The sequence below is a fragment of the Corynebacterium sp. MSK310 genome, from assembly GCF_030227355.1.
Taxonomy (GTDB): Bacteria; Actinomycetota; Actinomycetes; order Mycobacteriales; family Mycobacteriaceae; genus Corynebacterium; species Corynebacterium rhinophilum.
On record NZ_JASPFZ010000004.1, the window covers coordinates 75,101 to 97,651 of the forward strand.

Annotated in this window: 24 protein-coding genes; 17 read left to right on the forward strand and 7 right to left on the reverse strand. The window is 59.5% G+C overall.

What is annotated here, in order from left to right; all coding sequences use genetic code 11:
* The first annotated feature begins 8 nt into the window (after window positions 1–8).
* Both QP891_RS04995 and QP891_RS05000 read left to right on the forward strand, forming a co-directional pair.
* Window positions 9–734: a sirohydrochlorin chelatase gene (locus QP891_RS04995; protein ID WP_284770032.1), complete on the forward strand. Its 726-nt coding sequence runs from the start codon at window positions 9–11 to the stop codon at window positions 732–734.
* The gene (locus QP891_RS05000) at window positions 728–1,747 is read left to right on the forward strand and encodes a sulfite exporter TauE/SafE family protein (protein ID WP_284770031.1); all 1,020 of its coding nucleotides are present in this window, start codon (window positions 728–730) and stop codon (window positions 1,745–1,747) included. The genes QP891_RS04995 and QP891_RS05000 overlap by 7 nt, the downstream gene beginning before the upstream one ends.
* On the opposite strand, the gene cobA is transcribed toward QP891_RS05000, so the two are convergent.
* Window positions 1,744–2,496, reverse strand: a complete 753-nt coding sequence (gene cobA, locus QP891_RS05005; RefSeq protein WP_284781762.1) for a uroporphyrinogen-III C-methyltransferase — start codon at window positions 2,494–2,496, stop codon at window positions 1,744–1,746. The two genes, QP891_RS05000 and cobA, sit on opposite strands and share 4 nt — an antisense overlap.
* Before the next feature lie 41 nt (window positions 2,497–2,537).
* Here cobA and QP891_RS05010 point away from each other — a divergent pair, with 41 nt between their 5' ends.
* Complete coding sequence (locus QP891_RS05010; protein WP_284816977.1) at window positions 2,538–3,587, forward strand: exopolyphosphatase; 1,050 nt, start codon at window positions 2,538–2,540, stop codon at window positions 3,585–3,587.
* 6 nt (window positions 3,588–3,593) lie between these two features.
* Window positions 3,594–4,847 (forward strand): mannose-6-phosphate isomerase, class I, encoded by a 1,254-nt coding sequence (manA, locus tag QP891_RS05015; RefSeq protein ID WP_284770028.1) that lies wholly within the window; start codon window positions 3,594–3,596, stop codon window positions 4,845–4,847.
* Between the two features lie 120 nt (window positions 4,848–4,967).
* On the opposite strand, the gene QP891_RS05020 is transcribed toward manA, so the two are convergent.
* On the reverse strand, window positions 4,968–5,834 hold the full coding sequence (locus QP891_RS05020; RefSeq protein WP_284770027.1) for a hypothetical protein: 867 nt from the start codon (window positions 5,832–5,834) through the stop codon (window positions 4,968–4,970).
* A 212-nt stretch (window positions 5,835–6,046) separates the two neighbouring features.
* Between QP891_RS05020 and QP891_RS05025 the strand changes: the two genes are divergently transcribed.
* The 8 genes from QP891_RS05025 to secA all read left to right on the forward strand — a co-directional run bounded on the left by QP891_RS05025 (window position 6,047) and on the right by secA (window position 15,748).
* Window positions 6,047–6,400 (forward strand): DUF4259 domain-containing protein, encoded by a 354-nt coding sequence (locus QP891_RS05025; RefSeq protein ID WP_023025612.1) that lies wholly within the window; start codon window positions 6,047–6,049, stop codon window positions 6,398–6,400.
* 63 nt (window positions 6,401–6,463) lie between these two features.
* Window positions 6,464–7,078: a dTMP kinase gene (locus QP891_RS05030; protein WP_284770026.1), complete on the forward strand. Its 615-nt coding sequence runs from the start codon at window positions 6,464–6,466 to the stop codon at window positions 7,076–7,078.
* Between the two features lie 3 nt (window positions 7,079–7,081).
* On the forward strand, window positions 7,082–7,774 hold the full coding sequence (gene mtrA / locus QP891_RS05035) for an MtrAB system response regulator MtrA (RefSeq protein ID WP_284770025.1): 693 nt from the start codon (window positions 7,082–7,084) through the stop codon (window positions 7,772–7,774).
* 90 nt (window positions 7,775–7,864) lie between these two features.
* The gene (gene mtrB / locus QP891_RS05040) at window positions 7,865–9,703 is read left to right on the forward strand and encodes an MtrAB system histidine kinase MtrB (protein ID WP_410758206.1); all 1,839 of its coding nucleotides are present in this window, start codon (window positions 7,865–7,867) and stop codon (window positions 9,701–9,703) included.
* Window positions 9,704–11,449 (forward strand): MtrAB system accessory lipoprotein LpqB, encoded by a 1,746-nt coding sequence (gene lpqB, locus QP891_RS05045; RefSeq protein WP_284805875.1) that lies wholly within the window; start codon window positions 9,704–9,706, stop codon window positions 11,447–11,449.
* 65 nt (window positions 11,450–11,514) lie between these two features.
* A complete protein-coding gene (locus tag QP891_RS05050; RefSeq protein WP_284816980.1) occupies window positions 11,515–12,144 on the forward strand; it encodes a ComF family protein in 630 nt (209 codons plus the stop codon).
* Between the two features lie 136 nt (window positions 12,145–12,280).
* Window positions 12,281–12,925: a ribosome hibernation-promoting factor, HPF/YfiA family gene (hpf, locus tag QP891_RS05055; protein WP_023025625.1), complete on the forward strand. Its 645-nt coding sequence runs from the start codon at window positions 12,281–12,283 to the stop codon at window positions 12,923–12,925.
* A gap of 237 nt (window positions 12,926–13,162) precedes the next feature.
* Window positions 13,163–15,748 carry a preprotein translocase subunit SecA gene (gene secA / locus QP891_RS05060; RefSeq protein ID WP_284770021.1) on the forward strand — a complete coding sequence of 862 codons (2,586 nt, stop codon included), beginning with the start codon at window positions 13,163–13,165 and terminating at the stop codon, window positions 15,746–15,748.
* A gap of 79 nt (window positions 15,749–15,827) precedes the next feature.
* Here the strand turns inward: secA and QP891_RS05065 are convergent, their stop codons facing one another.
* The gene (locus QP891_RS05065) at window positions 15,828–16,211 is read right to left on the reverse strand and encodes a hypothetical protein (protein ID WP_284770020.1); all 384 of its coding nucleotides are present in this window, start codon (window positions 16,209–16,211) and stop codon (window positions 15,828–15,830) included.
* A gap of 177 nt (window positions 16,212–16,388) precedes the next feature.
* Here QP891_RS05065 and QP891_RS05070 point away from each other — a divergent pair, with 177 nt between their 5' ends.
* A complete protein-coding gene (locus QP891_RS05070; protein WP_284770019.1) occupies window positions 16,389–16,799 on the forward strand; it encodes an HAD-IA family hydrolase in 411 nt (136 codons plus the stop codon).
* Window positions 16,799–17,314, forward strand: coding sequence for a DUF6912 family protein (locus tag QP891_RS05075; protein WP_005277532.1), 516 nt, complete (start codon window positions 16,799–16,801; stop codon window positions 17,312–17,314). Before QP891_RS05070 ends, QP891_RS05075 begins: the two co-directional genes overlap by 1 nt.
* A 6-nt stretch (window positions 17,315–17,320) precedes the next feature.
* Here QP891_RS05075 and rsgA read toward each other — a convergent pair whose 3' ends face one another.
* Together rsgA and aroA are read right to left on the reverse strand one after the other, a co-directional pair.
* A complete protein-coding gene (gene rsgA / locus QP891_RS05080) occupies window positions 17,321–18,355 on the reverse strand; it encodes a ribosome small subunit-dependent GTPase A (RefSeq protein WP_284770018.1) in 1,035 nt (344 codons plus the stop codon).
* On the reverse strand, window positions 18,348–19,649 hold the full coding sequence (gene aroA, locus QP891_RS05085; protein ID WP_284770017.1) for a 3-phosphoshikimate 1-carboxyvinyltransferase: 1,302 nt from the start codon (window positions 19,647–19,649) through the stop codon (window positions 18,348–18,350). The genes rsgA and aroA overlap by 8 nt, the downstream gene beginning before the upstream one ends.
* On the opposite strand from aroA, the gene QP891_RS05090 reads away from it, so the two are divergent.
* Complete coding sequence (locus tag QP891_RS05090) at window positions 19,648–20,298, forward strand: SOS response-associated peptidase (RefSeq protein ID WP_284770016.1); 651 nt, start codon at window positions 19,648–19,650, stop codon at window positions 20,296–20,298. The genes aroA and QP891_RS05090 overlap by 2 nt on opposite strands.
* Here QP891_RS05090 and ybaK read toward each other — a convergent pair.
* Window positions 20,281–20,787 carry a Cys-tRNA(Pro) deacylase gene (gene ybaK / locus QP891_RS05095; protein ID WP_284770015.1) on the reverse strand — a complete coding sequence of 169 codons (507 nt, stop codon included), beginning with the start codon at window positions 20,785–20,787 and terminating at the stop codon, window positions 20,281–20,283. The genes QP891_RS05090 and ybaK overlap by 18 nt on opposite strands.
* Before the next feature lie 36 nt (window positions 20,788–20,823).
* On the opposite strand from ybaK, the gene QP891_RS05100 reads away from it, so the two are divergent.
* Together QP891_RS05100 and QP891_RS05105 are read left to right on the forward strand one after the other, a co-directional pair.
* A complete protein-coding gene (locus QP891_RS05100) occupies window positions 20,824–21,426 on the forward strand; it encodes a sigma-70 family RNA polymerase sigma factor (protein WP_239269418.1) in 603 nt (200 codons plus the stop codon).
* On the forward strand, window positions 21,426–21,698 hold the full coding sequence (locus QP891_RS05105) for an anti-sigma factor (RefSeq protein WP_239269419.1): 273 nt from the start codon (window positions 21,426–21,428) through the stop codon (window positions 21,696–21,698). The genes QP891_RS05100 and QP891_RS05105 overlap by 1 nt, the downstream gene beginning before the upstream one ends.
* Window positions 21,699–22,050: 352 nt before the next feature.
* On the opposite strand, the gene QP891_RS05110 is transcribed toward QP891_RS05105, so the two are convergent.
* Window positions 22,051–22,500 carry a hypothetical protein gene (locus tag QP891_RS05110; protein WP_284770014.1) on the reverse strand — a complete coding sequence of 150 codons (450 nt, stop codon included), beginning with the start codon at window positions 22,498–22,500 and terminating at the stop codon, window positions 22,051–22,053.
* Window positions 22,501–22,551 lie beyond the last annotated feature (51 nt).

Genomic DNA, 22,551 nt, shown 5'->3' on the forward strand with positions numbered 1-22,551 from the left:
GATGCACCATGACCGCACTCATTACCTTGTCCCACGGCTCGCGCCACTCGGGCGCCGCCGCCGGCATTGAACGGCTCACCCAGACCGCTGCCGCCGCGATACCAGGCCGACCGGCTTATCGTGCGGCGCACCTGGAGTTCAATACTCCCGATCTCACCGCCGCTGCGGTCGATCTCGCTCGTTGCGGGGAGGATACGGCCGTAGTCATTCCATTGCTCTTTACGCAGGGTTACCACCAGCGCGTTGACGTTCCCCGCGTTATCGCTGCGGCCGAACAGGCTTCAGGCCTGCGCTTGGTGCAAGGTGAGTGCTTAGGCGGAGGGCGTGCCGTACGAGATGTGGGCAGGCGGGAAGCCGCAGAAGCGCAATTGGCGGCGGTGCTCGCCGCACGCGCCAGGTCTGGGGATACCCACCACGTCATCTACTCCGTTGGTTCCTCTGATGCTGCGGCCAATGACTCCATCCACCGGCTCGCCGCTCGGGTATCCCAGCTCACCGGTGTACCCGCCACGGCCGCGTTCGCCACCCGCGGTGGCAGCAATGACATTCATGCATTGGCAAGAAGCACTGCGCGAATGCGGGTTATCCCGCTGTTTGTTACCGCAGGACTGCTTCTTAAACCACTGTCATCTACCCCCAGCAATGTCACCGTCGATCCCGTTCTTGGTACCGATCTCGCTGGCATCGTTGCTGCTCACTATCACATCGCCCAGGAGGTCGGTGTTCCATGCTAACCCTTATTTTAATCGCCGTGGCCGGTGCGGCCGCCCAGCTTGTCGATGGCGGCATCGGCATGGGCTTCGGCGTTACCTCAACCACCATCCTCCTCCTGGCGGGCCTGGGACCCGCCCAAGCCTCCGCCGTAGTCCACACCGCGGAACTGGGGACGACTGCAATGTCTGGCCTCAGCCACGCCCGCTTTGGCAATGTGGATTGGAAAACCGTCTTCCGGCTGGGCGTGCCGGGTGCCATCGCGGCGTTTATCGGCGCCACCGTGCTCTCCAATATCTCCACCGATGCGGCCGCTCCCATTACCGCGCTCATCCTGGTGGCCATCGGCAGCAACCTCATCTGGCGCTTTTCCCGCCCGCGCCGGGCGAAGTTCGTACAAAAACGCAGCCATTCCACCCCATTTTTGATCGGGCTCGGTTCTGTTGGCGGCTTCGTTGACTCCACCGGTGGCGGCGGCTGGGGTCCGGTGTCTACCTCGACGCTTATGGCAATTGGCCGCGAGCAGCCTCGCCGCATCGTCGGCACGGTAAATACCGCCGAATTCCTGGTCACACTGGGCGCCACCCTCGGCTTCGTCGTTGGATTGTGGCAGGATATCGTCGCCAACCTCTCCGCCGTGTTGGCCCTGCTCATCGGTGGTTCCATTGCCGCGCCGATTGCGGCATGGGTGATTTCCCGGATTGAGCCGGTCGTCCTCGGTGGCCTCGTGGGTACGGCTATCGTGGCGCTGAATATCGGCAAGGTCTTAGGCGGGCTAGAAACCTACTTCGGGCTGACGGTGCCGGGCTTCGTCTCCCCGCTGCTCATGGTCATGATTCTCGTCGTGGGTATTTCCGCTACCATCCACGGCGCGCGGGCTACCCGGGCTGCTCGCGTAAGGGAGCTGGAAGCCGAGAACGCCGAGACCAAGGCACACGCGGAATTTCATGCCGCAGGCTTTGCGCACAACGCGGCCGGTGCCTCCAAGGACGTGAGCATCGTGGAGGACTCCGCACCGCAGGCGGATAAGGCCTAATCCCCGGCTGGGCCGAGGCCGGCAACCTCGCCAATGACATAGACGGCGGGGGAGGAGACATTATGATCCTCCATCGTCTGCGCAAGTTGCGCTAGTTCACAGCGAAATTCCCGCTGCGTGTTCAGGGTGCCCTCCTGGATAATCGCGCACGGCGTCGACCCAGCAAGCCCGCCGTCTTGCAATGCCCTGGCAATCGCCGGGGCATTTTTCACGCCCATGATAATGGATAAGGTCGCGCCGGATTGGGCCAGGGCGTGCCAATCCACGAGGGACTTCTCGTGCCCCGGAGGCAGGTGGCCCGATACGACGGTAAAGCCGTGGACCATGCCGCGCTGGGTGACGGGGATGCCAATGCCTGCAGGCACGGAAATAGCGGAGGTCACTCCCGGGATCACGGTGGTGGGGATAGATGCCTGGGCTAGGGCCTGTACCTCTTCAAAGCCGCGGCCGAACACGAAAGGATCGCCGCCCTTGAGCCGCGCCACCTTCCGCCCGGCTTGGGCATGCTCGATGAGCAGCTCATTGATCTTGTCCTGCGTAATCGACTTCTTGTAGGGCAGCTTGGAGACATCGATAAGCTCCTTTGCGGAAATATCGCAGAGCTTATCCAACTGCGGGGCAGGGCCTAGGTGATCGGTCAAGATGACCTCGGCCTCCTGTAAGGCGCGCATGCCGCGAACCGTAATCAGGTCCCACGCGCCGGGGCCGCCACCGATAAGGGATACGGGATGAATCTGTGCTGACGTCATGCCGCACCATCTTAGTGGGAGCCCGACTATGCTAGAGCGATATGGATAACGGTTTCACTGATGGTTCCACCTATGACACCGAAACGGTGCGATTTTTTGATGTCGCCCACGAGGGTGCGCAGATTCGTCTGCTCGCCGGGCAAGTGGAGCGCTGGGGTGAAATCTTAAACGGGCTCAACCCGCGCTCCTTGGTCATATTACCCACCGACGCCATCGCCCGCGAGGCAGCGCACCTCGGCGTCGGCTTGGCCGAACCGCTGCGCATCCCGCTGGTGGTGACGGAATCGCTGCCGCAGTACGTGGGCGCGCTCGATATCGTCGTGGCAGTGGGCGAGCCCGCAGAATGCGATTGGGCCTCCCGCGCACTCATTGCCGCGAGCCAGCGCGGCGCCACCACAATTCTGGTGGGCCCGGCAAGCGGTCCCTTGGTAGAGGATTGCCCAGAGGACACCCTGATTGCCCCGTCGCTTCCCACCGCAGAGGGCTGCTCGCCGGCGCGATTTATCACGGCCCTATACGCGCTGTGCAGCATCGTGCATACCTCCCCGCATGCGGTGCGCGAGGAGCTAGAGGACCTCGCCGCCGCCGTGGACCGCGAAATCGAGCAGCTTTCTCCAGAGCGCGATGATGCCATCAATCCGGGACGGCAGCTGCGCGAATACGCAGAGGTTGCGCGGATTATCCATTCTTGCGTTATCGATCCCTATGCATATGCCGAGCGCCGCGAGCGCGTGCACATCGATACCCTGGTCGCCCGCATGGCCGCGACTATCTGGGCCGTGCACGGGCTGCCCGGGACCTTCGTCGAGCCCGCTGACCTGAGTGGCGCACTCGACCGAGGCGCCGAATCCAGCACGGCGTCCACGCCGGCCGATGACCTTTTCTACGATCCCTTTATCGACGGTGCTGGCGCGGAGGCACCTTTGATACCCTTAAAAGTGATTTTCTGGGGGCAGGAAGAGGCGAACCTGCCCGACTCGCTTGCAGTCCGCAGCACCGACCCGGAACCGGGCCTAGGGCACCTTGCCCGCTCGCTGCAGCTTATTACGCGGAGTTTTGCCGCGACCGCCTACGAGATTTCTAAAGGATAGAAATATATGCAATTACTGGAAGGCGCAATCCGCAACTATTCCTGGGGATCACGCACCCTCATCCCTGAGCTGCGGGGCGAAGAAGCCGCAGGAAAGCCGGTAGCTGAACTCTGGTTTGGTGCCCACCCCGGTGATCCTTCCACGGTGGAAGGCCAGCTTCTCAACGAGGTGATTGCGGAGGATCCAGAAGGCCAGTTGGGTACGCGAGTCTACAAAGAATACGGCGAAAAACTGCCGTTTTTGTTGAAGATTCTCGCCGCCGAAGACCCGCTATCTTTGCAGGCCCACCCCTCCAAGGAGCAGGCCGAAGAGGGCTTCTCCCGCGAAAACGAGGCGGGTATTGCCCTGCAGGCCGCAAATCGCAATTACAAGGACGATAACCACAAGCCGGAACTTATCGTGGCGCTCTCGGATTTCTACGCCATGGCCGGGTTCCGTCCCCTAGCACAAACCCGCGAGCTCTTTGCCGCCTTGGAGTGCCCAGAGCTTGAGCGTTATCTTGCCATGCTTGACGATGACCCCGCGGAATCCTCCGAATCCGCCAACCTCCGGGTGCTTTTCACCACGTGGATTACCATCCCTTCGGCCAAGCGCAAGGAGCTTATTAAGGCCATCATTGCCGCCGGCGAGCGCCTGATTTCCGCCGACCCGAAGGATTGGAAGGCGCGGGTCATGGCTACGGTGGTGGACCTGAATGACCGCTATCCTGGCGATATTGGCGTGCTTGGCGCGCTCTTGCTCAACCACATCGAGCTTGCCCCAGGTGAGGCCGTCTACCTCGACGCCGGGCAGCTCCATGCGTATGTCTCCGGACTTGGCGTAGAAATAATGGCCAATTCCGATAACGTCTTGCGCGGCGGATTGACCCCGAAATTCGTGGATGTGCCGGAGTTGGTGAAGGTCCTGACCTATGCGGCCGCCAATGAGCCGCGGGTGCAGCAAAAAGATAAGCGGGACCAGGATAACGTCCATGGTGCCGAGGCTTGGTCCTATCCGGTGCCCATCGATGAATTTCTGCTTGATCGCGCCGAGCTCGGGCCCGATTCTTCCGTCGACCTCGATTATGACGGCCCCACCATCGCCTTGTGCACCGCTGGTTCCCTTAACCTTCGCAATGCCGCAGGCGAGGAATTGATCCTTTCTCCGGGCCAAGCCGCATGGCTGCCGGCCTCCGATGGTGTGGTTACCGCCCAAGCTCACGCTGTACATGAGTCAAGTCCTGAGGACCGCACGGCGCAATTATTCGTCGCCCGAGTCTAATAGGTCTTATAACTGTGCCCCCTTGCTAGAAAATCCCAGCAAGGGGGCACTTTTAGGTGTTGGCGGCATTTGGGCCGAGGCTAACTCCTTGGTACCAGTTGCGCTAGCCGCATAGAGGACTTAGCGCGCAGCGGAAGATCCCGCGGCAGAGCTTCCCGTTGCCGGGAGATCCGTGGGCTCTTGGTTTCCCGTCTGTTGCGTAGTGGCAGGCTTCCCGGTTGCTTCCGGCTTGGCGTGGGATTTATTTTTCGCCTGCGGTGCGCTAGAAGGCGCGCTCGTTCCCGCACCGTGATCCTCTGTGGTGGCATTACGAGCAGACGGGGTGCGCTGCGCGCTCCCGTTGGTATATGACTTTTGTGGGGCCTGCGTTGATGGCGACTCCGGGTTATCGGATCCGGCGGGCTCTACCGGTTTTCCGGACTCTCCACCCTGTTCACTTTGACCTGGCTTCCCCTCGCTTGGAGCAGAAGATGGAGCTGGTGAGCTTGGTGCCGGGAAAGACGGTGCTAAGTTATCCGGCTTGCTGGGATTATCCGGCGCTGCCTGCATGGTGCCGGCACCGTTACCATTCTGCGGAGCCTGGCCGCCCTGGGCGGACGGGGCGTTATTAGCGGAAGCGTCTGGAGAGTAGACATTTCCGGGGCGGTACACCTTGGTAGGGCGGGTAGCCGCGTGGGGATGCGTGACGGCATTGGGCGCCAAGTATGGGTCCGTCGATTGCGGGCGCTGATGGTCCGATTCACCAGCGCCTGAATTAGACTCTGCGGAGGTGGAGTTTTCCGGCGAAGGCTTCTTATGTGTCGACGATGTCGTCGATTCTTCAGCGGAAGTATTTTTTGGTGCCACGCTAGAGGTAGGGGACTCATTCGCGGCGTTGGAGTAACGGGCGCTCGGCGTGCTCATGCGCCACACGCCCACTCCCACGACGACGGCGGCGATAAGGCCGAGCACGATGAACACGTACACGCGACGTGAATCTGGCTTCATCGTGCTCTCCTTTCTTAGTTACATAGGGTGGGTAACAAGTTGATAACGAGAGTATCATGCATTGGAATTTTCGCGACAGCCTTTAGAATCCGTGATATGTGAACAAAGCTCAAATGGGAAAGTGGATTTTCAATGCAATCCTTTTCATGCCCGATTTTTCTGCGCCGCAAAAGCGTGTATAAATGGCGCTAAACCCGTCGAAGGAGTGAGAAATGAGCAGCTGGGACGAAGAGATTTTTAGCACCGATCTCAACGTGGATTTTCTAGATGAATTGGCAAACCTCGATGAAGAAGGGGTAATCCGCGCAGTACAGGATGCCTGCGAGGTGGCTCGCAGCAAGAACGATTTAACCGAGGAAGAACAGCTCAACGCCCACGCTGCGGCCACGATCGCCGCCATTTGGGCAGGCGCGCCGTTCAGCGCCAGCGAAACCGTTGAAGACTACCCCTATATTAGGGACTTGGTGGGAACCGTTGACGATACCCTGACCGAAAATGCCCTTGAGATCCTGGATACCGTCGAAGAAGACTACGACGTGGAACCGTTTATCGAGGCGCTTTCTTAAAACCCACCTCCCTCGGTGCCGCTGGCGCCGCCTAGGAGCAGAAAGGATTCTGCATATCTCACCATGCTTATAAGCATTGAAGGCATTGATGGCGCCGGAAAAAATACACTTGCGACCGCAGTGCGGGACGCCCTCCAAGTCCCAGTAAAAACCGTTTCCTTTCCGCGTTATGAGACCTCCATCCACGCGCAGCTTGCGCGCGAGGCGCTCTACGGAAAGATGGGCGACCTTACGGATTCGGCCTACGGTATGGCCACGCTTTTCGCCCTCGACCGCTTTGGGGTAAAAGAGGAATTGCTGGCGGCGAAGCAAACGCGCGAGGTAGTGATCTTAGACCGCTATGTAGCCTCCAACGCTGCCTATTCCGCAGCCCGGTTGCGCGACGATAGCCTCTTCCAATGGGTCTATGACCTAGAATTTGGCACCTTGGGCCTGCCACAAGCAGACCTGCAGGTGTATGTGGATACGGCGGTGGAGGTGGCATCGGCAAGAGCGCAGTCCCGAGCCGCCAGTGATTCCACCCGCGAGCGCGACCACTATGAACGCGATGGGGGATTGCAGGAGCGCACCGCCGCCGCTTACCGGCGCCTAGTCGAGTCCGGGTGGGGCGGGCGCTGGATCGCCACCGCCGATGCGGATACTATTACGGCAGCAATAGATGACCTTGTAGGAGATTAAAACGTGGCGCCAACGATTTTGGTTGTGGATGATGATCCAGCGATCTCGGAAATGCTGACCATTGTCCTTGAATCTGAGGGACTCAATCCCGTCCCCGTCATGGATGGCAACGATGCCGTTCCTGCCTTCCGCCAGCACGAACCGGATCTCATCCTTTTGGACCTCATGCTGCCGGGTATGAATGGTGTGGATATCTGCCGCACCATCCGGCGCGAATCCGCGGTGCCCATTGTCATGCTTACCGCCAAGACCGATACCGTGGATGTGGTCTTAGGCCTTGAATCTGGCGCGGATGACTACATCACCAAGCCCTTTAAGCCGAAAGAGCTCATCGCCCGCATTCGGGCGCGCCTGCGCCGCACTGACTCCGCGGAACCGGAAACCCTTGAGGTTGCCGATCTGGTCATCGACGTGCCGGAACACACGGTGCGCCGTACCGATGGCACCGAATTAAACCTGACCCCGCTGGAGTTCGATCTCCTGCTGGAAATGGCGCGCCACCCGGGGCAAGTGCATACTCGCGAATCGCTGCTGGAATCCGTCTGGGGCTACCGCAATGCCTCCGATACTCGTTTGGTTAACGTGCATGTGCAGCGCCTGCGCGCCAAGATCGAGCACGATCCGGAAGATCCGCAGATCGTGCTGACGGTGCGCGGCGTGGGGTATAAGACCGGCAAGGCCGGTGCCGGGGAGTAAGGAAACATCAGAATTCTGGACCGCGTGCGGCGCATTCGTGACGCCATAGTAGATACGCTGCGCACCTCATTGCAGGCGCGCGTTATCGGCATGATTGTGGTCGCCTCCTCGGTGGTCATGATCATCTTGGCCTATGCCTTGGTCTCCGTGCTGACCCAGCGGTTAGTATCCCAAAAAGAAGACGTGGCGCTGCAGGAACTCGAGCGCGCCCGCACGGCGGTGGAGCAGCAAATCGATGCCACCAGCTCGGCAAACTCGGTGCAGGTGCGCATCAATTCCGCGCGCGCTTCCTTGGATCAGCTCTCTGCACAACAAGGCGATGCGCAGGCCGTATATGAACCCGTCATCGTGGTGGAAAACCAAGATGGATCCATCACCACCTCGCCGGAGGATTTCCCGGTGCCGGAACAAATGCGGCAGATGGTGGGCCAGGACCAGATTGCGCAGCAGTATTACCCTGTCCCGCGCGGCAATGGCGATTACTATAATGCGCTCATGGTGGGCACTCCCACTGATGCAGAGATTCCGAATTTGCAGGTCTACCTGGCCCTTTCCATGGAGTCGGAAGAATCCACGATGGCGCTTATGCGCGGGTTGCTCTCTGCTGCCGGCGTGGTGGTCGTGGTCTTGTTGGTGGGCATTGCCTGGTTGGCTACCCAGCAGGTCATTACCCCGATTAAGTCCGCGTCCCGCATTGCCCAACGCCTAGCCGCGGGCCACCTTAAGGAGCGCATGGCCGTGGACCGGGACGATGAGATGGGCCGCCTTGCCGCTTCCTTTAATAATATGGCGGATAAATTGTCCTCCCAGATTGCGCAGCTGGAGGAATACGGCGATTTGCAGCGGCAATTCACGTCCGATGTCTCCCATGAGCTGCGCACCCCCATTACCACCGTGCGCATGGCCGCAGACCTCATTGAATCCGAGGCCGATAGTCTGCCCGCGGGCGCCCAGCGCGCCTCCAAGCTCATGTCCAGGGAGCTGGACCGCTTCGAGGAACTGCTCGCGGATCTGCTAGAAATTTCCCGCCACGATGCCGGCGTGGCGGATCTATCCACCACGGCCATCGACCTGCGCTCCTGCGTGGATGCTGCCTACCGCCAGGTCGAGCACCTGGCCCAAAAGCTCGACGTGGAGGTCGTTCGCAATATGCCGGACGAGCGGATTACCATCCAGGCCGATTCGCGCCGGATCGAGCGTATCCTGCGCAACCTTTTAGCCAATGCTATCGACCACTCCGAGGGCAAACCCGTGGTGATCGATATTGCCACCACGGATAAGGCTGTCGGTGTGGCTGTTACGGATCACGGCGTGGGCCTGAAACCCGGGCAGGAAGAACTAGTATTCAACCGTTTCTGGCGCGCGGATTCTTCCCGCAAGCGCCACTCCGGCGGCACCGGGCTAGGCCTTGCCATCGCCCGCGAGGATGCAGCCCTGCATGGCGGCACGCTCGATGCCTTTGGCGTATTCGGCTATGGTTCCCGTTTCCGCCTCATCATCCCGCGCGAGCCGAATACCGAGATTGGTGATGAGCCCATCTCCCGCGAGATTCCAGGTGCCCCAGGCACAGCTTCAGACTCTGGACACGCTGCGCTTTCCGATGCCCCTGCTACCGCCGACCCCAGCGGCGCAACTGGCGCCGCGAATGCTAGTAACGCGGATATTAGTACCGAGGAAGCTGGGGAAGCGGAAGCTGATGCAACGGAGGATGGTGCAGCAGAAGATAAGGGCGGAGTGTCCGCTGGTGGGGCATCGCCAAGCAATAGCTCAGTGGTGGGCCGTGGAATTGGCATCGACGATGACTCCGCCGACGCAGCCGAGTCAGATGGTGACGGCATCCTGTGGCCCTCAGAACGCGAGCACAATCGCGGGGCCGCGTCGCCAGAGAGGCGCTCTTATAAGGCGCCAGATTTTAAGGGGGATATATAAATGAATTCGGTCGTACGCAACGGATTGTGGCGGCGGAGCACCGCAGTGGGCGCGGTGGCGGTGCTGTGCTTTGTTACCGGTTGCTCAACCTTGCCGCACGATACGAGCCCTCAGGTCGTAGGCACCTACCACAATCAGCCCGATGGCCCGGAAGAAGTCATTGCCCCAGAGGTGGGAGCAGACCCGGACCTTACCCTGCGCGATTTTTACCGCGCTGCGGCCGTTCCCACCAATGATCACGATGCGGCCCGTGGATTCCTCACGGAGACCGCCCGCGGGGCGTGGGATGCCTCGGGCGATGTCATGGTGGTCGATAGCCTGGATATTGTGACCGCGCCCGATAAGAAACAAAACACAGCGGAGGATGTGCGCTCATTTAATGTGCGGGGCACCATCATTGGACGGCTTAAATCCGGTGGGGCGTATGTGCCGGAAAATGAAGGCTACGAAGCTACCATCGATATGAAAATGGTGGATGACCAGTGGCTTATTAACGGGCTGCCGGCAGGATTGGTTATTGAGCGCAATGAGCTGCGCAATCATTACACCCCGCAATCGCTCTATTTTTATAAACAAACCGATGACGTCCTCGTCCCGGATCGCCGGTGGCTCTATAAAGGCAGCGAAGAATCCGAGTCCACGCTGATTACCCTCTTGATGGAAGGCCCATCCAGCAGCATCGCCCCGGCTACCCGCCGGGCAGCGGATGAAAAGGTCACCTTTGCTGGCTACGACAATGAAAACGGCTACCAGTTCGAGGGCTTGTCAGATCTGGATGAAAATGACCGCACCCGCTTTGCCGCGCAATTGGTCTGGACGCTTTCCGATGCCGGGCATATCGGCCCCTTTAAGGTCAAGGCCGATGGCAGCAACTTGGTGGAAGGCATGGATACAGTCAGCGTGGATGATTTTGCTGACTATAACCCCAAGATCAATAGCAATTCCCTGTCCACGCTGTACGCCTTGAACGAGGGCAACGTGCTGGAAATCGATAGTGGGGTGGCCGAGCCGATCACTGGTGCCTTGGGCTCGAGCGGCAATGTGCAGTCAGTCGATGTCACCGAATCCGGCATGATTGCGGCGGTCAGCCGGAAGTCTAGTGGTGACTTCAAGCTGCAGATGGGCGAAATCGGCTCGGTCATGCAGGACTCGGTCGACGGCAAGACGTTGGCGCGGCCCACCTTTGAATTCAACGGGCAAGCAGCCTGGACGGTGGTCGATGGTGACCGCATCGTGCGCGTCGTGCGCTCCAAGACTACCGGGCGGATTTCGGAATCCGAGGTCGATGCCCGCAGCATTGACGAGATCGAAGGCGAAATCTCCGTTATTCGCCTCTCCCATAGCGGTGCACGCGCGGCGATGATCATTGATGGACACGTCTATATCGCCGCGGTGGCCCAATCCAGCAGCGGCGAGAAGCGCATTGTTAATGCCCGCGAGGTGGGTCCAGAGGTTTCCGGATCGGCATTATCGCTGGATTGGAATAATGATGGCTCGCTCATCGTGGGTACGTCCTCTGGGCAGTCGCCGGTATGGCGCATCGAGCAGGATGGTTCTTCGGCTTCTACCATGCCGACGGGTAATATCACCGCCCCGGTAGTCGCAGTGGCGACCTCGCCGTCAAAGCTTTATATAACGGATTCCCATGCCATGTTGGAACTTCCCGCCACGGTTGTCGATGAGGTGAACTGGCGCGAGGTGCCTGGCCTGCAGGGTCGGCGTTCTTCGCCTATCGTGTCCGATTAGAAGGCGGTTGCGCTCTAGGTGGCGCCGCCGCAAAGGCCTTTCGGGGGATGGGGCGGTGGCGCGCAGTGAGCCTGCGAGAACTGATTTTTCCGCGTGCGTGTGCGGGGTGCCGCGCGCCCGGACATGTCTTGTGCCCGCAGTGCCGGGAGCACCTGCGCCAGCCTCCTTACCTGGTAAGCCGCCCGCGGCTTTTGGGAGCACCGGTATTTGCCCTAGGGCCCTATTCCGATATTCGCCGCAATATCATCATCAGCATGAAGGAACAGGGCAATAGGGAGGTGCGCGATTATATCGGTGCGGTGGTGGCCGCGGGCGTGGCGCACTTGGCTGCCCGCGGCGAGACTCCCCGCGAGCTGTGCCTAGTGCCGGCACCTACTCGTCGCCGCTCTGCGCGCAGGCGCGGCGGCGATCCCGTGACGGCCGTGTGCCAGGGTGCGGCGCGCCGGCAACGGTCCCTGCAGGTGCGGGAGGCGCTTATCATGGGCGCGAATACCGAGGATCAATCTGAGCTCAATGCGCAGGATAGATGGGCGAATCTACAGGGGCGAGTGGGGGTTTGCGCCCCAGTGAACGGTAAGCCGGCGCTGCTTGTCGATGACGTTATAACCACCGGCGCCACCCTTGCGGCCAGTATGGCGGCCCTACGCGCCGCCGGCGCCACAGTCTATGGGGCATTGGCCTTCGCAGATGCTTAAGGTACATCACACAGTAGGGTGCACGGTGTTACCCCCTAATGCCATCAGGTCATAACCACTGGTATTATTAAAGGTGTCACAGAGGAACAGTTACTGTGATTGTTTCTAGTCCCCACTACCAAAGGGAGGCATCTCAATGTCCCAGCCAAATAATGCTCAGGTAACGATTACGGGCCGTAACGTTGAAGTTCCGGAACACTTCCAAGAGCGCGTCAATGAAAAGCTGGCCAAGATTGAACGCCTTGATCCCACATTGACCTTCTTCCACGTGGAGTTGCAGCACGAGCCAAACCCACGCCGCGAAGCAGAGTCCGACCGCATCCAGATCACTGCGACCGGTAAAGGCCACATCGCCCGCGCAGAGGCTAAGGAAGACTCCTTCTACGCAGCGCTGGAAACCGCGATGGGGAAGATGGAACGCTCCCTGCGCAAGGTGAAGGTGCGCCGTGAATACGTCAAGGGCGGCCACCGCGCACAGAAGGGCACCGGCGAAATCGCCGCCGAGATGGTTGCGGAGGCAGAAGCACAGCGCGCCAAGGAAGAGCGCTTGGTTGATCCTTATGCCGAGACCGTCGAGGATGTTCGCCCCGGCCAGATCGTGCGCACCAAGGAACACCCGGCCACCCCGATGAGCGTGGACGATGCCTTGAGTGAGATGGAGCTGGTTGGTCACGATTTCTTCCTCTTTGTCAATGAGGAAAACAACAAGCCATCCGTGGTCTACCGCCGCCACGCTTTCGACTACGGCATCATCTCCTTGTCTGAGGATGCAGAGGGCTAGAGCCTCCGGCGCCCGCCTAGAGCGCTAAACCTCTTTATTCCCCCTTCCTACCAATCGGGCTATTGCTCGATGAGGTGGGGAAGGGGGATTTGTCATGCTGTGAGTTATCTGTTTTCTTAGTGCTCTTAGTGTGGAATCACTATCGTTTAAGGGCGGGTAGAACGCGACAAGGCCAGCAGCGTGAGTACAATTGCGGGAAGTTAACGAATGTGTCGCGATAAGAAGGACTAACGAATAGTGTTTGGACTTTCCAAGCTGCTGCGCGCGGGCGAGGGCCGTACGGTCAAGCGCCTGGGCAAGATTGCAGACGATGTAATTGCACTCGAGGATCAGTACGCGGAGCTTTCGGACGATGAGCTAAAGGCCAAGACTGACGAGTTCAAAACTCGCCTCAAGGATGGCGAAGAAAAGAACGACATCTTGCTCGATGCTTTTGCTACCGTCCGCGAAGCCGCTTGGCGCGTCCTAGGGCAAAAGCACTACCCCGTGCAGATCATGGGCGGCGCCGCCCTGCACTTTGGCAATGTTGCAGAGATGCGTACCGGTGAGGGTAAGACCCTGACCTCCTTGTTGCCCGCTTACCTCAACGCTTTGGAGGGCGAGGGCGTACACATTGTCACGGTCAATGACTACTTGGCCAAGCGCGACGCCGAGATGATGGGTCGTGTGCACCGCTGGTTGGGCCTTTCCGTGGGCGTAATCTTGGCAGAAATGCGCCCGCAAGAGCGCAAGGAAGCCTATGACTGCGACATCACCTACGGCACCAATAATGAGCTGGGCTTTGATTACCTACGCGATAACATGGTGCGCACCCTTAATGATGTAGTTCAGCGCGGACACAATTTCTGCATCGTGGATGAGGTGGACTCGATTCTTATCGATGAAGCCCGTACCCCACTCATCATCTCCGGCCCGGTTGATGGCTCCTCCCAGTTCTACGGCGTCTTTGCCCAGCTGGCGCCGCGCATGCGCGAGGGCATCCACTACGAAGTGGACCACAAAAAGCGCACCATCGGCGTCTTGGAAGAGGGCGTGGAATACGTCGAAGATCAGCTCGGCATTGATAACCTCTACGCGCCGGAGCACTCCCAGTTGGTTTCCTACCTCAATAACGCGTTGAAGGCCAAGGAGCTCTTTACCCGCGATAAGGACTACATCGTTCGCAACGGCGAAGTGATGATCGTGGATGGCTTTACCGGCCGCGTTTTGGCAGGACGTCGCTATAACGAAGGCATGCACCAGGCCATTGAGGCCAAGGAGCAGGTGGAGATCAAAAACGAAAACCAGACGCTGGCGACGGTTACCCTTCAGAACTTCTTCCGTCTCTATGAAAAAATTTCCGGCATGACCGGTACTGCGGAAACGGAAGCCGCGGAGCTGCATTCCATCTATGGGCTGGATGTGGTTCCTATTCCTACCAATAAGCCGAACCAGCGCACCGACCACTCGGACCGCATTTACAAGACGCAAGAGGCAAAATTTGCCGCGGTGGTTGATGATATTGCAGAGCACGTTGAAAACGGCCAGCCGGTCTTGGTTGGTACCACCTCTGTGGAGCGCTCCGAATACTTGTCGCAGTTGCTTAGCAAGCGCGGCGTGCAGCACAACGTGCTCAACGCCAAGCACCACGAAGAAGAGGGCCAGATCATTGCCCGTGCGGGCCGCCCCGGCACCGTGACCGTGGCAACCAACATGGCCGGTCGTGGTACCGATATCGTGCTCGGCGGTAACCCGGAAGTCATTCTCGATGAGAAGCTGCGCGAACGCGGCCTCGACCCCTTTGAGGATGAGGAAAAGTACCAGGAGGCCTGGGAAGCCGAGATCGACGGTGAGAAAGAGCGCTCGAAGCGCTTGGGTGATGAGGTGCGCGAATCGGGCGGGCTCTATGTCTTGGGCACCGAGCGCCACGAGTCTCGCCGCATTGATAACCAGCTGCGCGGCCGTACCGGCCGTCAGGGTGACCCGGGCGAGACCCGCTTCTACCTGTCCATGCGCGATGAGTTGATGGTGCGGTTCGTCGGCCAGTCTATGGAGCACATGATGAACCGCCTCAACGTGCCTGATGATGTCCCCATCGAGGCCAAGATGGTCTCGAACTCCATTAAGGGCGCCCAGGCGCAGGTGGAGAATCAAAACTTCGAGATGCGCAAGAACGTGTTGAAGTACGATGAGGTGCTCAATGAGCAGCGCAAGGTGGTCTACTCCACGCGCTATTCCATCCTCGATGCCGATGACATCAAGGACGATATCCGCACCATGATCGATGACACGGTCTCTGCCTACGTCGCGGGTGCTACCGCCACCGGTTATGTCGAAGACTGGAACCTCGAGGAACTCTGGAACGCCCTTGAGGCGCTCTACGGCCCCACGATGTCCCCGGAGGAACTCGTGGAAGGCTCCGAGTACGGTTCCCCAGGCGAGCTCACTGCGGAGCAGCTGCGCTATGCCCTCGTCACCGACGCGAACCAGGAGTACGACAAGCTGGAGGAAGCCGTTTCTGCCATCGGCGGCGACAAGCAGATGCGCAATACCGAGCGCATGGTGATTCTGCCGATTATTGACCAGAAGTGGCGCGAGCACCTCTATGAGATGGACTACCTCAAGGAGGGCATCGGCCTGCGCGCGATGGCGCAGCGCGACCCGCTGGTGGAATACCAGAAGGAGGGTGGCGATATGTTCAATGCCATGAATGAAGGCGTGAAGGAAGAAACCGTGCGCCAGTTGTTTATGCTGCGCAAGCAGTTCAAGCAGCAGGAAGAAAACCAAGAATCCGGCGGTGACTCGGGCTCTGGTCCTGCAGGCCAAGAAACCGTAGAGGCATAAAATCTCCGCGCTCTTTTGCACCCCTTCCTCTTCCTCCCCGCCCTCGCGCGGTGGGGAAGCGGGAGGGGCGCTGTTAGTTTTAGAGCAGCCGAAACGAGCGTAGCCCTTGGTCCGTGGCGGAGCCGGTAAAGGCGTGACGGTGCGTGCCGATGACCGCGGAACCGAAGTATTCGCCATTAGGCCGCGCGTGCAGGCTGGTAAGGCGCAGGGTATCGGTGTCGTAGGGGCTTTTTCGCCGGTGTACCCAAGAGCCGATATGCAGGCGGATGGAATCCGAAAAGCGCGGAGAATTAAGGTGTGCCAGCGGGCGGTAGCCGGCGGCGACCTCAAGGATAAAGACGACCGAGGCTTGGATATGGTGCTGAGCGGCTACCTCTGCCGTCGTGGGCAGACGGCCGTAATGGATGCGGTGCGGGGCGATGTATAGCTTGAGATGAGAGTAGCCGGGAATGGGCTCATACATGGTGAAATGAGTGCTCCTGCAAAAAGGGCAGGGAGGCGAACGCGTGATAATTATCTCATGGGGGCGCTGCGCGCGCTATTTCTGGCAGTTTCCTGTATGAGGCGGGCGAGAATATAAGCGCAGTTCGCTATACTTTCGGGAGTTACAAAGTATTCGTGTACTGAAGGATTAAAAATTATGCGTGGTCTCATCATTGACTATGTCGGCGTCCTCGATGGCGCTGAAGAGGACAATCGCCGCTGGAAGGCTCTGCTGTCTGCGGCGAAGGCAAATGGTGCCGCAACCGCTATTCTGTCTAATGACCCGGGTGGTTCCGGAGCCGAGCACATTCGCGAGTGGGATTATCGCGGCAACGTTGATGCCGTGGTGTTGTCTGGAGAAATCGGGGCGGAAAAGCCGGAGGTTGCGGCCTTCCAAGCGGCTGCCGATGCCCTCGAGCTGCCCTTGAGCGATTGCGTCATGGTCGATGATTCGATCCTTAACGTGCGCGCCGCCGTCGATGCCGGAATGATCGGTTTCTTGTACACCAGCTTCGACCGCGTTTCTGTAGAAATTCAAGCCGTATTCGATATTGAAGGGGAATTTTAGTGGCTGAAGCCCGCGTCTATATTCCGGCGACCTATGCCATGCTGGCGGAGCTCGCAGAAACCGGAACGCTCGCGGCGCGTTCCGGTTGGGGTTTCATGGTTACCCCGGCTCTGCGGGATTTTTATACCGCAGGCGATGAAGAAGAGATCGCCTACTCCGCCTTCCTTGAGGCCTCTATGGCCTCGCTGCGCCTGTTGACCATTGGGGACGAGGAGAAGTTCCCGCACCGGCGCGTGGTCATTTCCATCGACGTTGACGACACTGCAGTCACCCCGCGCCCAGATATGGGTGAGCCGGTGGTAGAGCTCCAGCCAGCGCAGTTTGGCACCGATAACCTCGCCGCCATTCACGTGGATATTGAAGAATCCGAAGAGGCAACCGCCAAGGCCATCGAAGCCATCGATTCCGCGGACCTGGGCGATGAGGATGCGGAGCTCGCGGTGGGTGATGCCCTGGATAACTTCATGGCCTTCTACCACCCAACGGAGCTGCCGTTCCTCGTGGAATTGCTCTAAGCCGCGCTAATTTTCCCACTCCACGTTGGTGCGCAGGGCTTGTAGTAGCCCGCGTACCGCATCGCGGCGGCGGGCGGTAGCGGTGCCCTCGGGAATGACCTCTGGATCATCGAGCCCGCATTCAGGATCCGCCGGTGGCCCAGCGTGCGTACAGCCGCGCGGGCACTCCTCAATAGCCGCGGCGAGGTCCTCGAAAACGCCAAGGACGGTATCCGCGTCCACATGCGCCAGCCCGAAGGAGCGAATGCCCGGCGTATCGATGATCCAGCCGCCCTGAGATTCGGTTCCTGGAGCGTCGGTGGGCAAGGGGAGGGCCACCGATTGCGTCGAGGTATGCCGGCCCTTGCCGATGCCCGATACTTCCCCCGTTTCCCTTTCTGCATCTGGAACTAGCCGGTTGACCAGCGTGGACTTGCCCACCCCGGAATGCCCGATGAGCGCGGTAATATGGCCATCTACCTGCGCGCGCACGGCATCTAGGCCATCCTCGACTCCGGCTTCGACTACCGTGACATCTAGGTCGGCGAATTCTTCTGCAAACGGCGTTGGATCTGCGAGATCCGTCTTGGTCAGGCACAAGATGGGGTGGAGGTTGCCCACGAACGCGGCAATCAAGGCGCGCTCGACAAAGCCGGATCGCGGGGGAGGGTCTGCCACGGCGGAAACGATCAGCAATTGATCGGCATTGGCCACCACGATGCGCTCATACGGATCCGTGTCATCGGCGGTGCGGCGCAGCACGGAGGTGCGATCCGCCAGCTTGACGATGCGCGCCAGCGTGTCCTTGGCACCAGAGGTATCACCAACCACGCCGACGCGGTCACCGACCTCGATGGCGGTGCGGCCCAGCTCGCGGGCGCGCATGGCGGTGACTTGGGGGCCATCGTCAAGCGCAACGCCCCACCGCCCGCGGTCCTTGGTGATTACCATGCCGTATTTGGCATTTTTGTGCTTGGGCCGATCCTTGGTGCGCGGGCGCGAGCCCTTGCCGGGGCGCACGCGCACATCAGATTCATCAAAGGAACCGAAACGTCTAGCCATGTAAATACTGTTGGTCGGGGTGTAACATCGTCTCCCACATGCGGGCGAAACCGGGCAAAGTCTTGGAGGTGGTGGAAATATCCTCAATCTGGATATCAGGGACCTTCAAACCCAGAATGGCGCCGGCAGTGGCCATGCGGTGATCGGCATAGCACGGCCAATCGCCGCCGTGAAGTTCGGCGGGTTCGATCACTAGGCCATCGTCAAGCTCGGTGACCCTGCCGCCCAGTGCATTGATATTCGCTGCGAGCGCCTGCAAACGGTCGGTCTCGTGGCCGCGCAGGTGGGCGATGCCTGTGAGTCGCGACGGCGTTTCCGCGAGCGCACACAGGGCCGCAACGGTGGGGGTAAGCTCCCCGATATCGCCCATATTGCGCTCGATGCCCTGCATCTTTCCCGCAGGGTTGCCCACTGCGGTCACGCTATTGTGCTCCTGGGTTACCATCACACCCATATCCAGCAGGATCTGCCGGATGGCATCGCCTGGCTGGGTGGTATTTGCCGGCCAATTCTTGATGGTCAAGCGCCCGCCGGTTACCGCCGCTGCGGCGAGGAATGGCGTGGCATTGGAGAGATCCGGCTCGATGAACCATTCGCGCCCGGCAATGGGGCCGGCGTGCACCGTCCACGTCGTGCCGTCAGAATCCACGCGCACGCCCGCCTGGCGCAGCATGCCCACCGTCATTTCCACGTGCGGCATGGACGGCAGCTGGCCGCCCTCGTGGGTGAGTTGAATGCCCTGGGAAAAGCGCGCCCCGCTGAGCAGCAGGCCGGAGACGAACTGGGAAGAACCAGAAGCATCGATGGTGACCTTGCCGCCTTCTGGTACGCCGTTGGAGGACACCGTAAAGGGCAGGCTACCTCCTTCCACATCAACGCCGAGGCTGCGCAGCGCATCCAGCGTCGTGGACATGGGGCGGTTGTAGGCTTGCTTATCGCCATCGACGCGCACCGGGCCATCCGCGAGCGCCGCGACCGGCGGCACAAAACGCATTACCGTGCCGGCCAGCCCGCAATCCACCGTGGCACCGTGCAGCTTCCCAGGCTGGACGTGGATATCGGCGCCGTCATGGGTGAAGCGAACCCCCATGGCACTGAGTGCGTCCTCCATCAACTGCGTATCGCGCGATACCAGTGGGGCGTGCAGGATGGACGGGGAATCTGCCAGCGCGGCCAGGATGAAGGCCCGATTGGTAATAGACTTCGATCCTGGCACCTGGTGTTCCCCCGTAACGGGGCTGGTAGCCAGCGGGGCGGTCCAAGGTTGAGACATAGTGTCCATAATAGAGGGCATGTGCGGAAGATTCGTTCTTTTTACTGAGTCCCTCCTCGATGAGGTGGGTAATCTCCCGGGAATCCAGGACGTCCACGCCCCACAGGGCACGCCCGGGCCGCGATATAACATTGCCCCGACCCAGCCCATTCCCATCGTGCGCGTGCGCGAAGAACTGGCGGAAGTCGATCCCGCGCGGTGGGCGCTCTTGCCGCAGTGGAAGAAAGACCTAGATGGCCCGCCGCTTTTTAATGCCCGGGCAGAAACGGTGGCGAGCAAGCCATCTTTTCGCACCGCCTTTAAAACCCAGCGCTGCCTTATCCCCATGAACGGCTATTACGAGTGGCACAAGGATGGCTCCACCAAGACGCCGTACTACGTCCACCCAGACCAGGGACTGCTGTGGGCCGCGGGGCTCTGGGATACCGGGTTGGATCGGCTCTCTGCCACCGTCGTGACCACCGCGGCTACCGAAGAGATGGAGTGGCTGCACCACAGGTTGCCGCGATTTTTGGCGCCGGAGGAGATGCACACCTGGCTCGAGGGTAGCGCCGAGGAGGCCAAGGAGCTGCTAGCGCCCACGGGCCTGCGAGGGTTTGAGTACCACGCTGTGGACAAGGCCGTGGGGACTGTCTCTAATGACTATCCGGAGCTACTCATCCGCCAGTAGATCGGTAAAGTCAGCCCCGCACAAGCGCGCGAGGTCTTCTGCGTTGAGCTCAATATCTAGGCCGCGGCGGCCGCCGGAGATAAAGACAGTATCGAAAAGCACCGCGGATTCCTCGATCACCGTGGGCAGCGGGTTCTTTTGTCCGAGCGGGGAAATACCGCCATGCACGTAGCCTGAGGATTTCTCGGCATCGTGCACCTGCGCCATGGCGGCCTTAGATACGCCAAGGGCAGCGGCGGCCTTCTTGAGGCTTAAATGGTGCGTGGTGGGAATCACGCACACCGCCAACTCGCGGCGCGGACCTTTGCCCGCGGTGAGATCAATGATGAGCGTTTTCAGCACGCGTTCGGGTTCTACGTCTAAGGCCGCCGCGGCGTGATCACCAAAGTGATCCTTGCCCGCCTCGAAGGTGGATATGGAGTGTTTGACTCCGGCATCTTCGATGACTTTCAGCGCCGGGGTAGCGGCATGCGGGGACTTTTTGGCCATATAGGAATTTTAGCGTGAGACGTTAGGATAGATTGTGTGGTTAAAGAAACAGTGAGCGAGAAGGAGCTGCAGCGCCGCTTTGAAAAGGAAGCGCTCCCGCTGCTCGATCAGCTCTATGGCGGCGCGCTGCGCATGACGCGAAACCCGCAAGACGCGGAAGACTTGGTGCAAGAGACCTATCTGAAGGCCTATAAGTCCTTTCATTCCTTTAAGCAGGGAACGAACCTGAAGGCATGGCTTTATCGCATCATGACCAATAACTACATCAACTCCTATCGCAAGGCGAAGCGGCGTCCTACCGAGTCTTCTGCCGATGATCTGAGTGATTTTCAGCTCTATACCACCGCAGGGCACGATTCCACCGGGTTGGAATCCGCTGAGGTGGCAGCGCTTAAAGAGATGCCAGATAGGTCCATCTCGCAGGCCATTAATGACCTGCCGGAGGATTACCGGATGGTGGTCTACTACTCCGATGTGGAGGGCTTAGCGTACAAGGAAATCGCCGAAATCATGGATACTCCATTGGGAACGGTGATGTCTCGCCTGCACCGTGGAAGAAAAATGCTCCGGAAGGCGTTGAAGGACGTAGCACGTGAACAAGGAATTGGATTAGAACACCCGGACATGGAGGAGAAGTAATGGAAGGCGCAACCGGAAAGAACTGTGGTGCGTGTAGCTCCACTGAGGTACACAACCTATTTTGCGAGCTTCTCGATGAATCCACGACCTACGCCCGCGCTTTAGCCATCCGCGAGCACATCGCCCAATGTGATTTTTGCCAGCAACGACTAGAGCGCGAAGAGCTCGTCCGCTCCCTCGTGCGCAATTGCTGTGCCGGCCAAGCTAAGGCACCGCAATCGCTGCGCCGCCGCATCTCGATAGAAATTACGGAGATCGAATCCCGCTGGTAAAAGTGTCATTTAGAACTGAGAACGCCTCGCAACAAGAGTCGAGGCATTTCGTACTGCTGTATTTCCTCTTCCAGTTCAGAAGCATACATACATACCGTCAGGCGCCCTCTGCCGAAGCGGTGCTGTAGAAAAAATTTCCATAGGATCTCACTCGCAGCGGTCAACCCGCGAGTCAAACCCTACCCACACGCCCTGGGGCGTAATGCGAGTGGATAGGCAAATAGTAGGGGCCTAACACTGACGTGTCCATTTTCTGGGGTCATGTCCAGCCCTGACTGGTAAATACGCATCCTGCGAATAGTTGAAGAACGGGTTCTGTTTTTGGGCTGGTACCTCTCTGGTGGTACCAGCGCTAGTTTTTCTGAATTCGCTGGCGGTAGTAATCACGATTGTCTTCTTGCATGTGAGCAAATTCCATGAGTACGCCCGGCCAGATGGGATACGTATCGATAAGGTTTTCTGCGATGTTTAGCAACGGTGAAAAAGCGATCTCGCCCCATCTGATGCCTATGCCGACTCTTTCGGAGTAGGCCGTGCTATTTAAAGGGCCAAGTGCCCACTGACTCCCTGACATCGCATTCATCCATGTGCCGTTGATAGCGAGGATGCGGGATACTTTCTCTTCATAGCTGTGTTTAGAGTTTAAGATTTCGAGTACGATCTCGAAGGGAAACTCTTTTGTGCCATCGGTGACCTGCTTGCGCTGAAGAGGCGTCAACTCTGCAAGTGTCGTGGGGACTGTTGTTGAAAGGAAGTCTTCCAGCCTATTTCCGAATTGTTGATGATATCCGTCAAGCCACATTAGGTTCCTTTCGGGCTATGCAGGGCGTATAACCCAAGCCCCTGAATATTG

Bases quoted from the DNA above. Each gene is read 5' to 3' on its own strand.
- QP891_RS04995 (WP_284770032.1), top strand. From the start codon at position 9: ATGACCGCACTCATTACCTTGTCCCACGGCTCGCGCCACTCGGGCGCC.
- QP891_RS05000 (WP_284770031.1), top strand. From the start codon at position 728: ATGCTAACCCTTATTTTAATCGCCGTGGCCGGTGCGGCCGCCCAGCTT.
- cobA (WP_284781762.1), bottom strand. From the start codon at position 2,496: ATGACGTCAGCACAGATTCATCCCGTATCCCTTATCGGTGGCGGCCCC.
- QP891_RS05010 (WP_284816977.1), top strand. From the start codon at position 2,538: ATGGATAACGGTTTCACTGATGGTTCCACCTATGACACCGAAACGGTG.
- manA (WP_284770028.1), top strand. From the start codon at position 3,594: ATGCAATTACTGGAAGGCGCAATCCGCAACTATTCCTGGGGATCACGC.
- QP891_RS05020 (WP_284770027.1), bottom strand. From the start codon at position 5,834: ATGAAGCCAGATTCACGTCGCGTGTACGTGTTCATCGTGCTCGGCCTT.
- QP891_RS05025 (WP_023025612.1), top strand. From the start codon at position 6,047: ATGAGCAGCTGGGACGAAGAGATTTTTAGCACCGATCTCAACGTGGAT.
- QP891_RS05030 (WP_284770026.1), top strand. From the start codon at position 6,464: ATGCTTATAAGCATTGAAGGCATTGATGGCGCCGGAAAAAATACACTT.
- mtrB (WP_410758206.1), top strand. From the start codon at position 7,865: ATGATTGTGGTCGCCTCCTCGGTGGTCATGATCATCTTGGCCTATGCC.
- lpqB (WP_284805875.1), top strand. From the start codon at position 9,704: ATGAATTCGGTCGTACGCAACGGATTGTGGCGGCGGAGCACCGCAGTG.
- hpf (WP_023025625.1), top strand. From the start codon at position 12,281: ATGTCCCAGCCAAATAATGCTCAGGTAACGATTACGGGCCGTAACGTT.
- QP891_RS05065 (WP_284770020.1), bottom strand. From the start codon at position 16,211: ATGTATGAGCCCATTCCCGGCTACTCTCATCTCAAGCTATACATCGCC.
- QP891_RS05070 (WP_284770019.1), top strand. From the start codon at position 16,389: ATGCGTGGTCTCATCATTGACTATGTCGGCGTCCTCGATGGCGCTGAA.
- rsgA (WP_284770018.1), bottom strand. From the start codon at position 18,355: ATGGCTAGACGTTTCGGTTCCTTTGATGAATCTGATGTGCGCGTGCGC.
- QP891_RS05090 (WP_284770016.1), top strand. From the start codon at position 19,648: ATGTGCGGAAGATTCGTTCTTTTTACTGAGTCCCTCCTCGATGAGGTG.
- aroA (WP_284770017.1), bottom strand. From the start codon at position 19,649: ATGCCCTCTATTATGGACACTATGTCTCAACCTTGGACCGCCCCGCTG.
- ybaK (WP_284770015.1), bottom strand. From the start codon at position 20,787: ATGGCCAAAAAGTCCCCGCATGCCGCTACCCCGGCGCTGAAAGTCATC.
- QP891_RS05105 (WP_239269419.1), top strand. From the start codon at position 21,426: ATGGAAGGCGCAACCGGAAAGAACTGTGGTGCGTGTAGCTCCACTGAG.
- QP891_RS05110 (WP_284770014.1), bottom strand. From the start codon at position 22,500: ATGTGGCTTGACGGATATCATCAACAATTCGGAAATAGGCTGGAAGAC.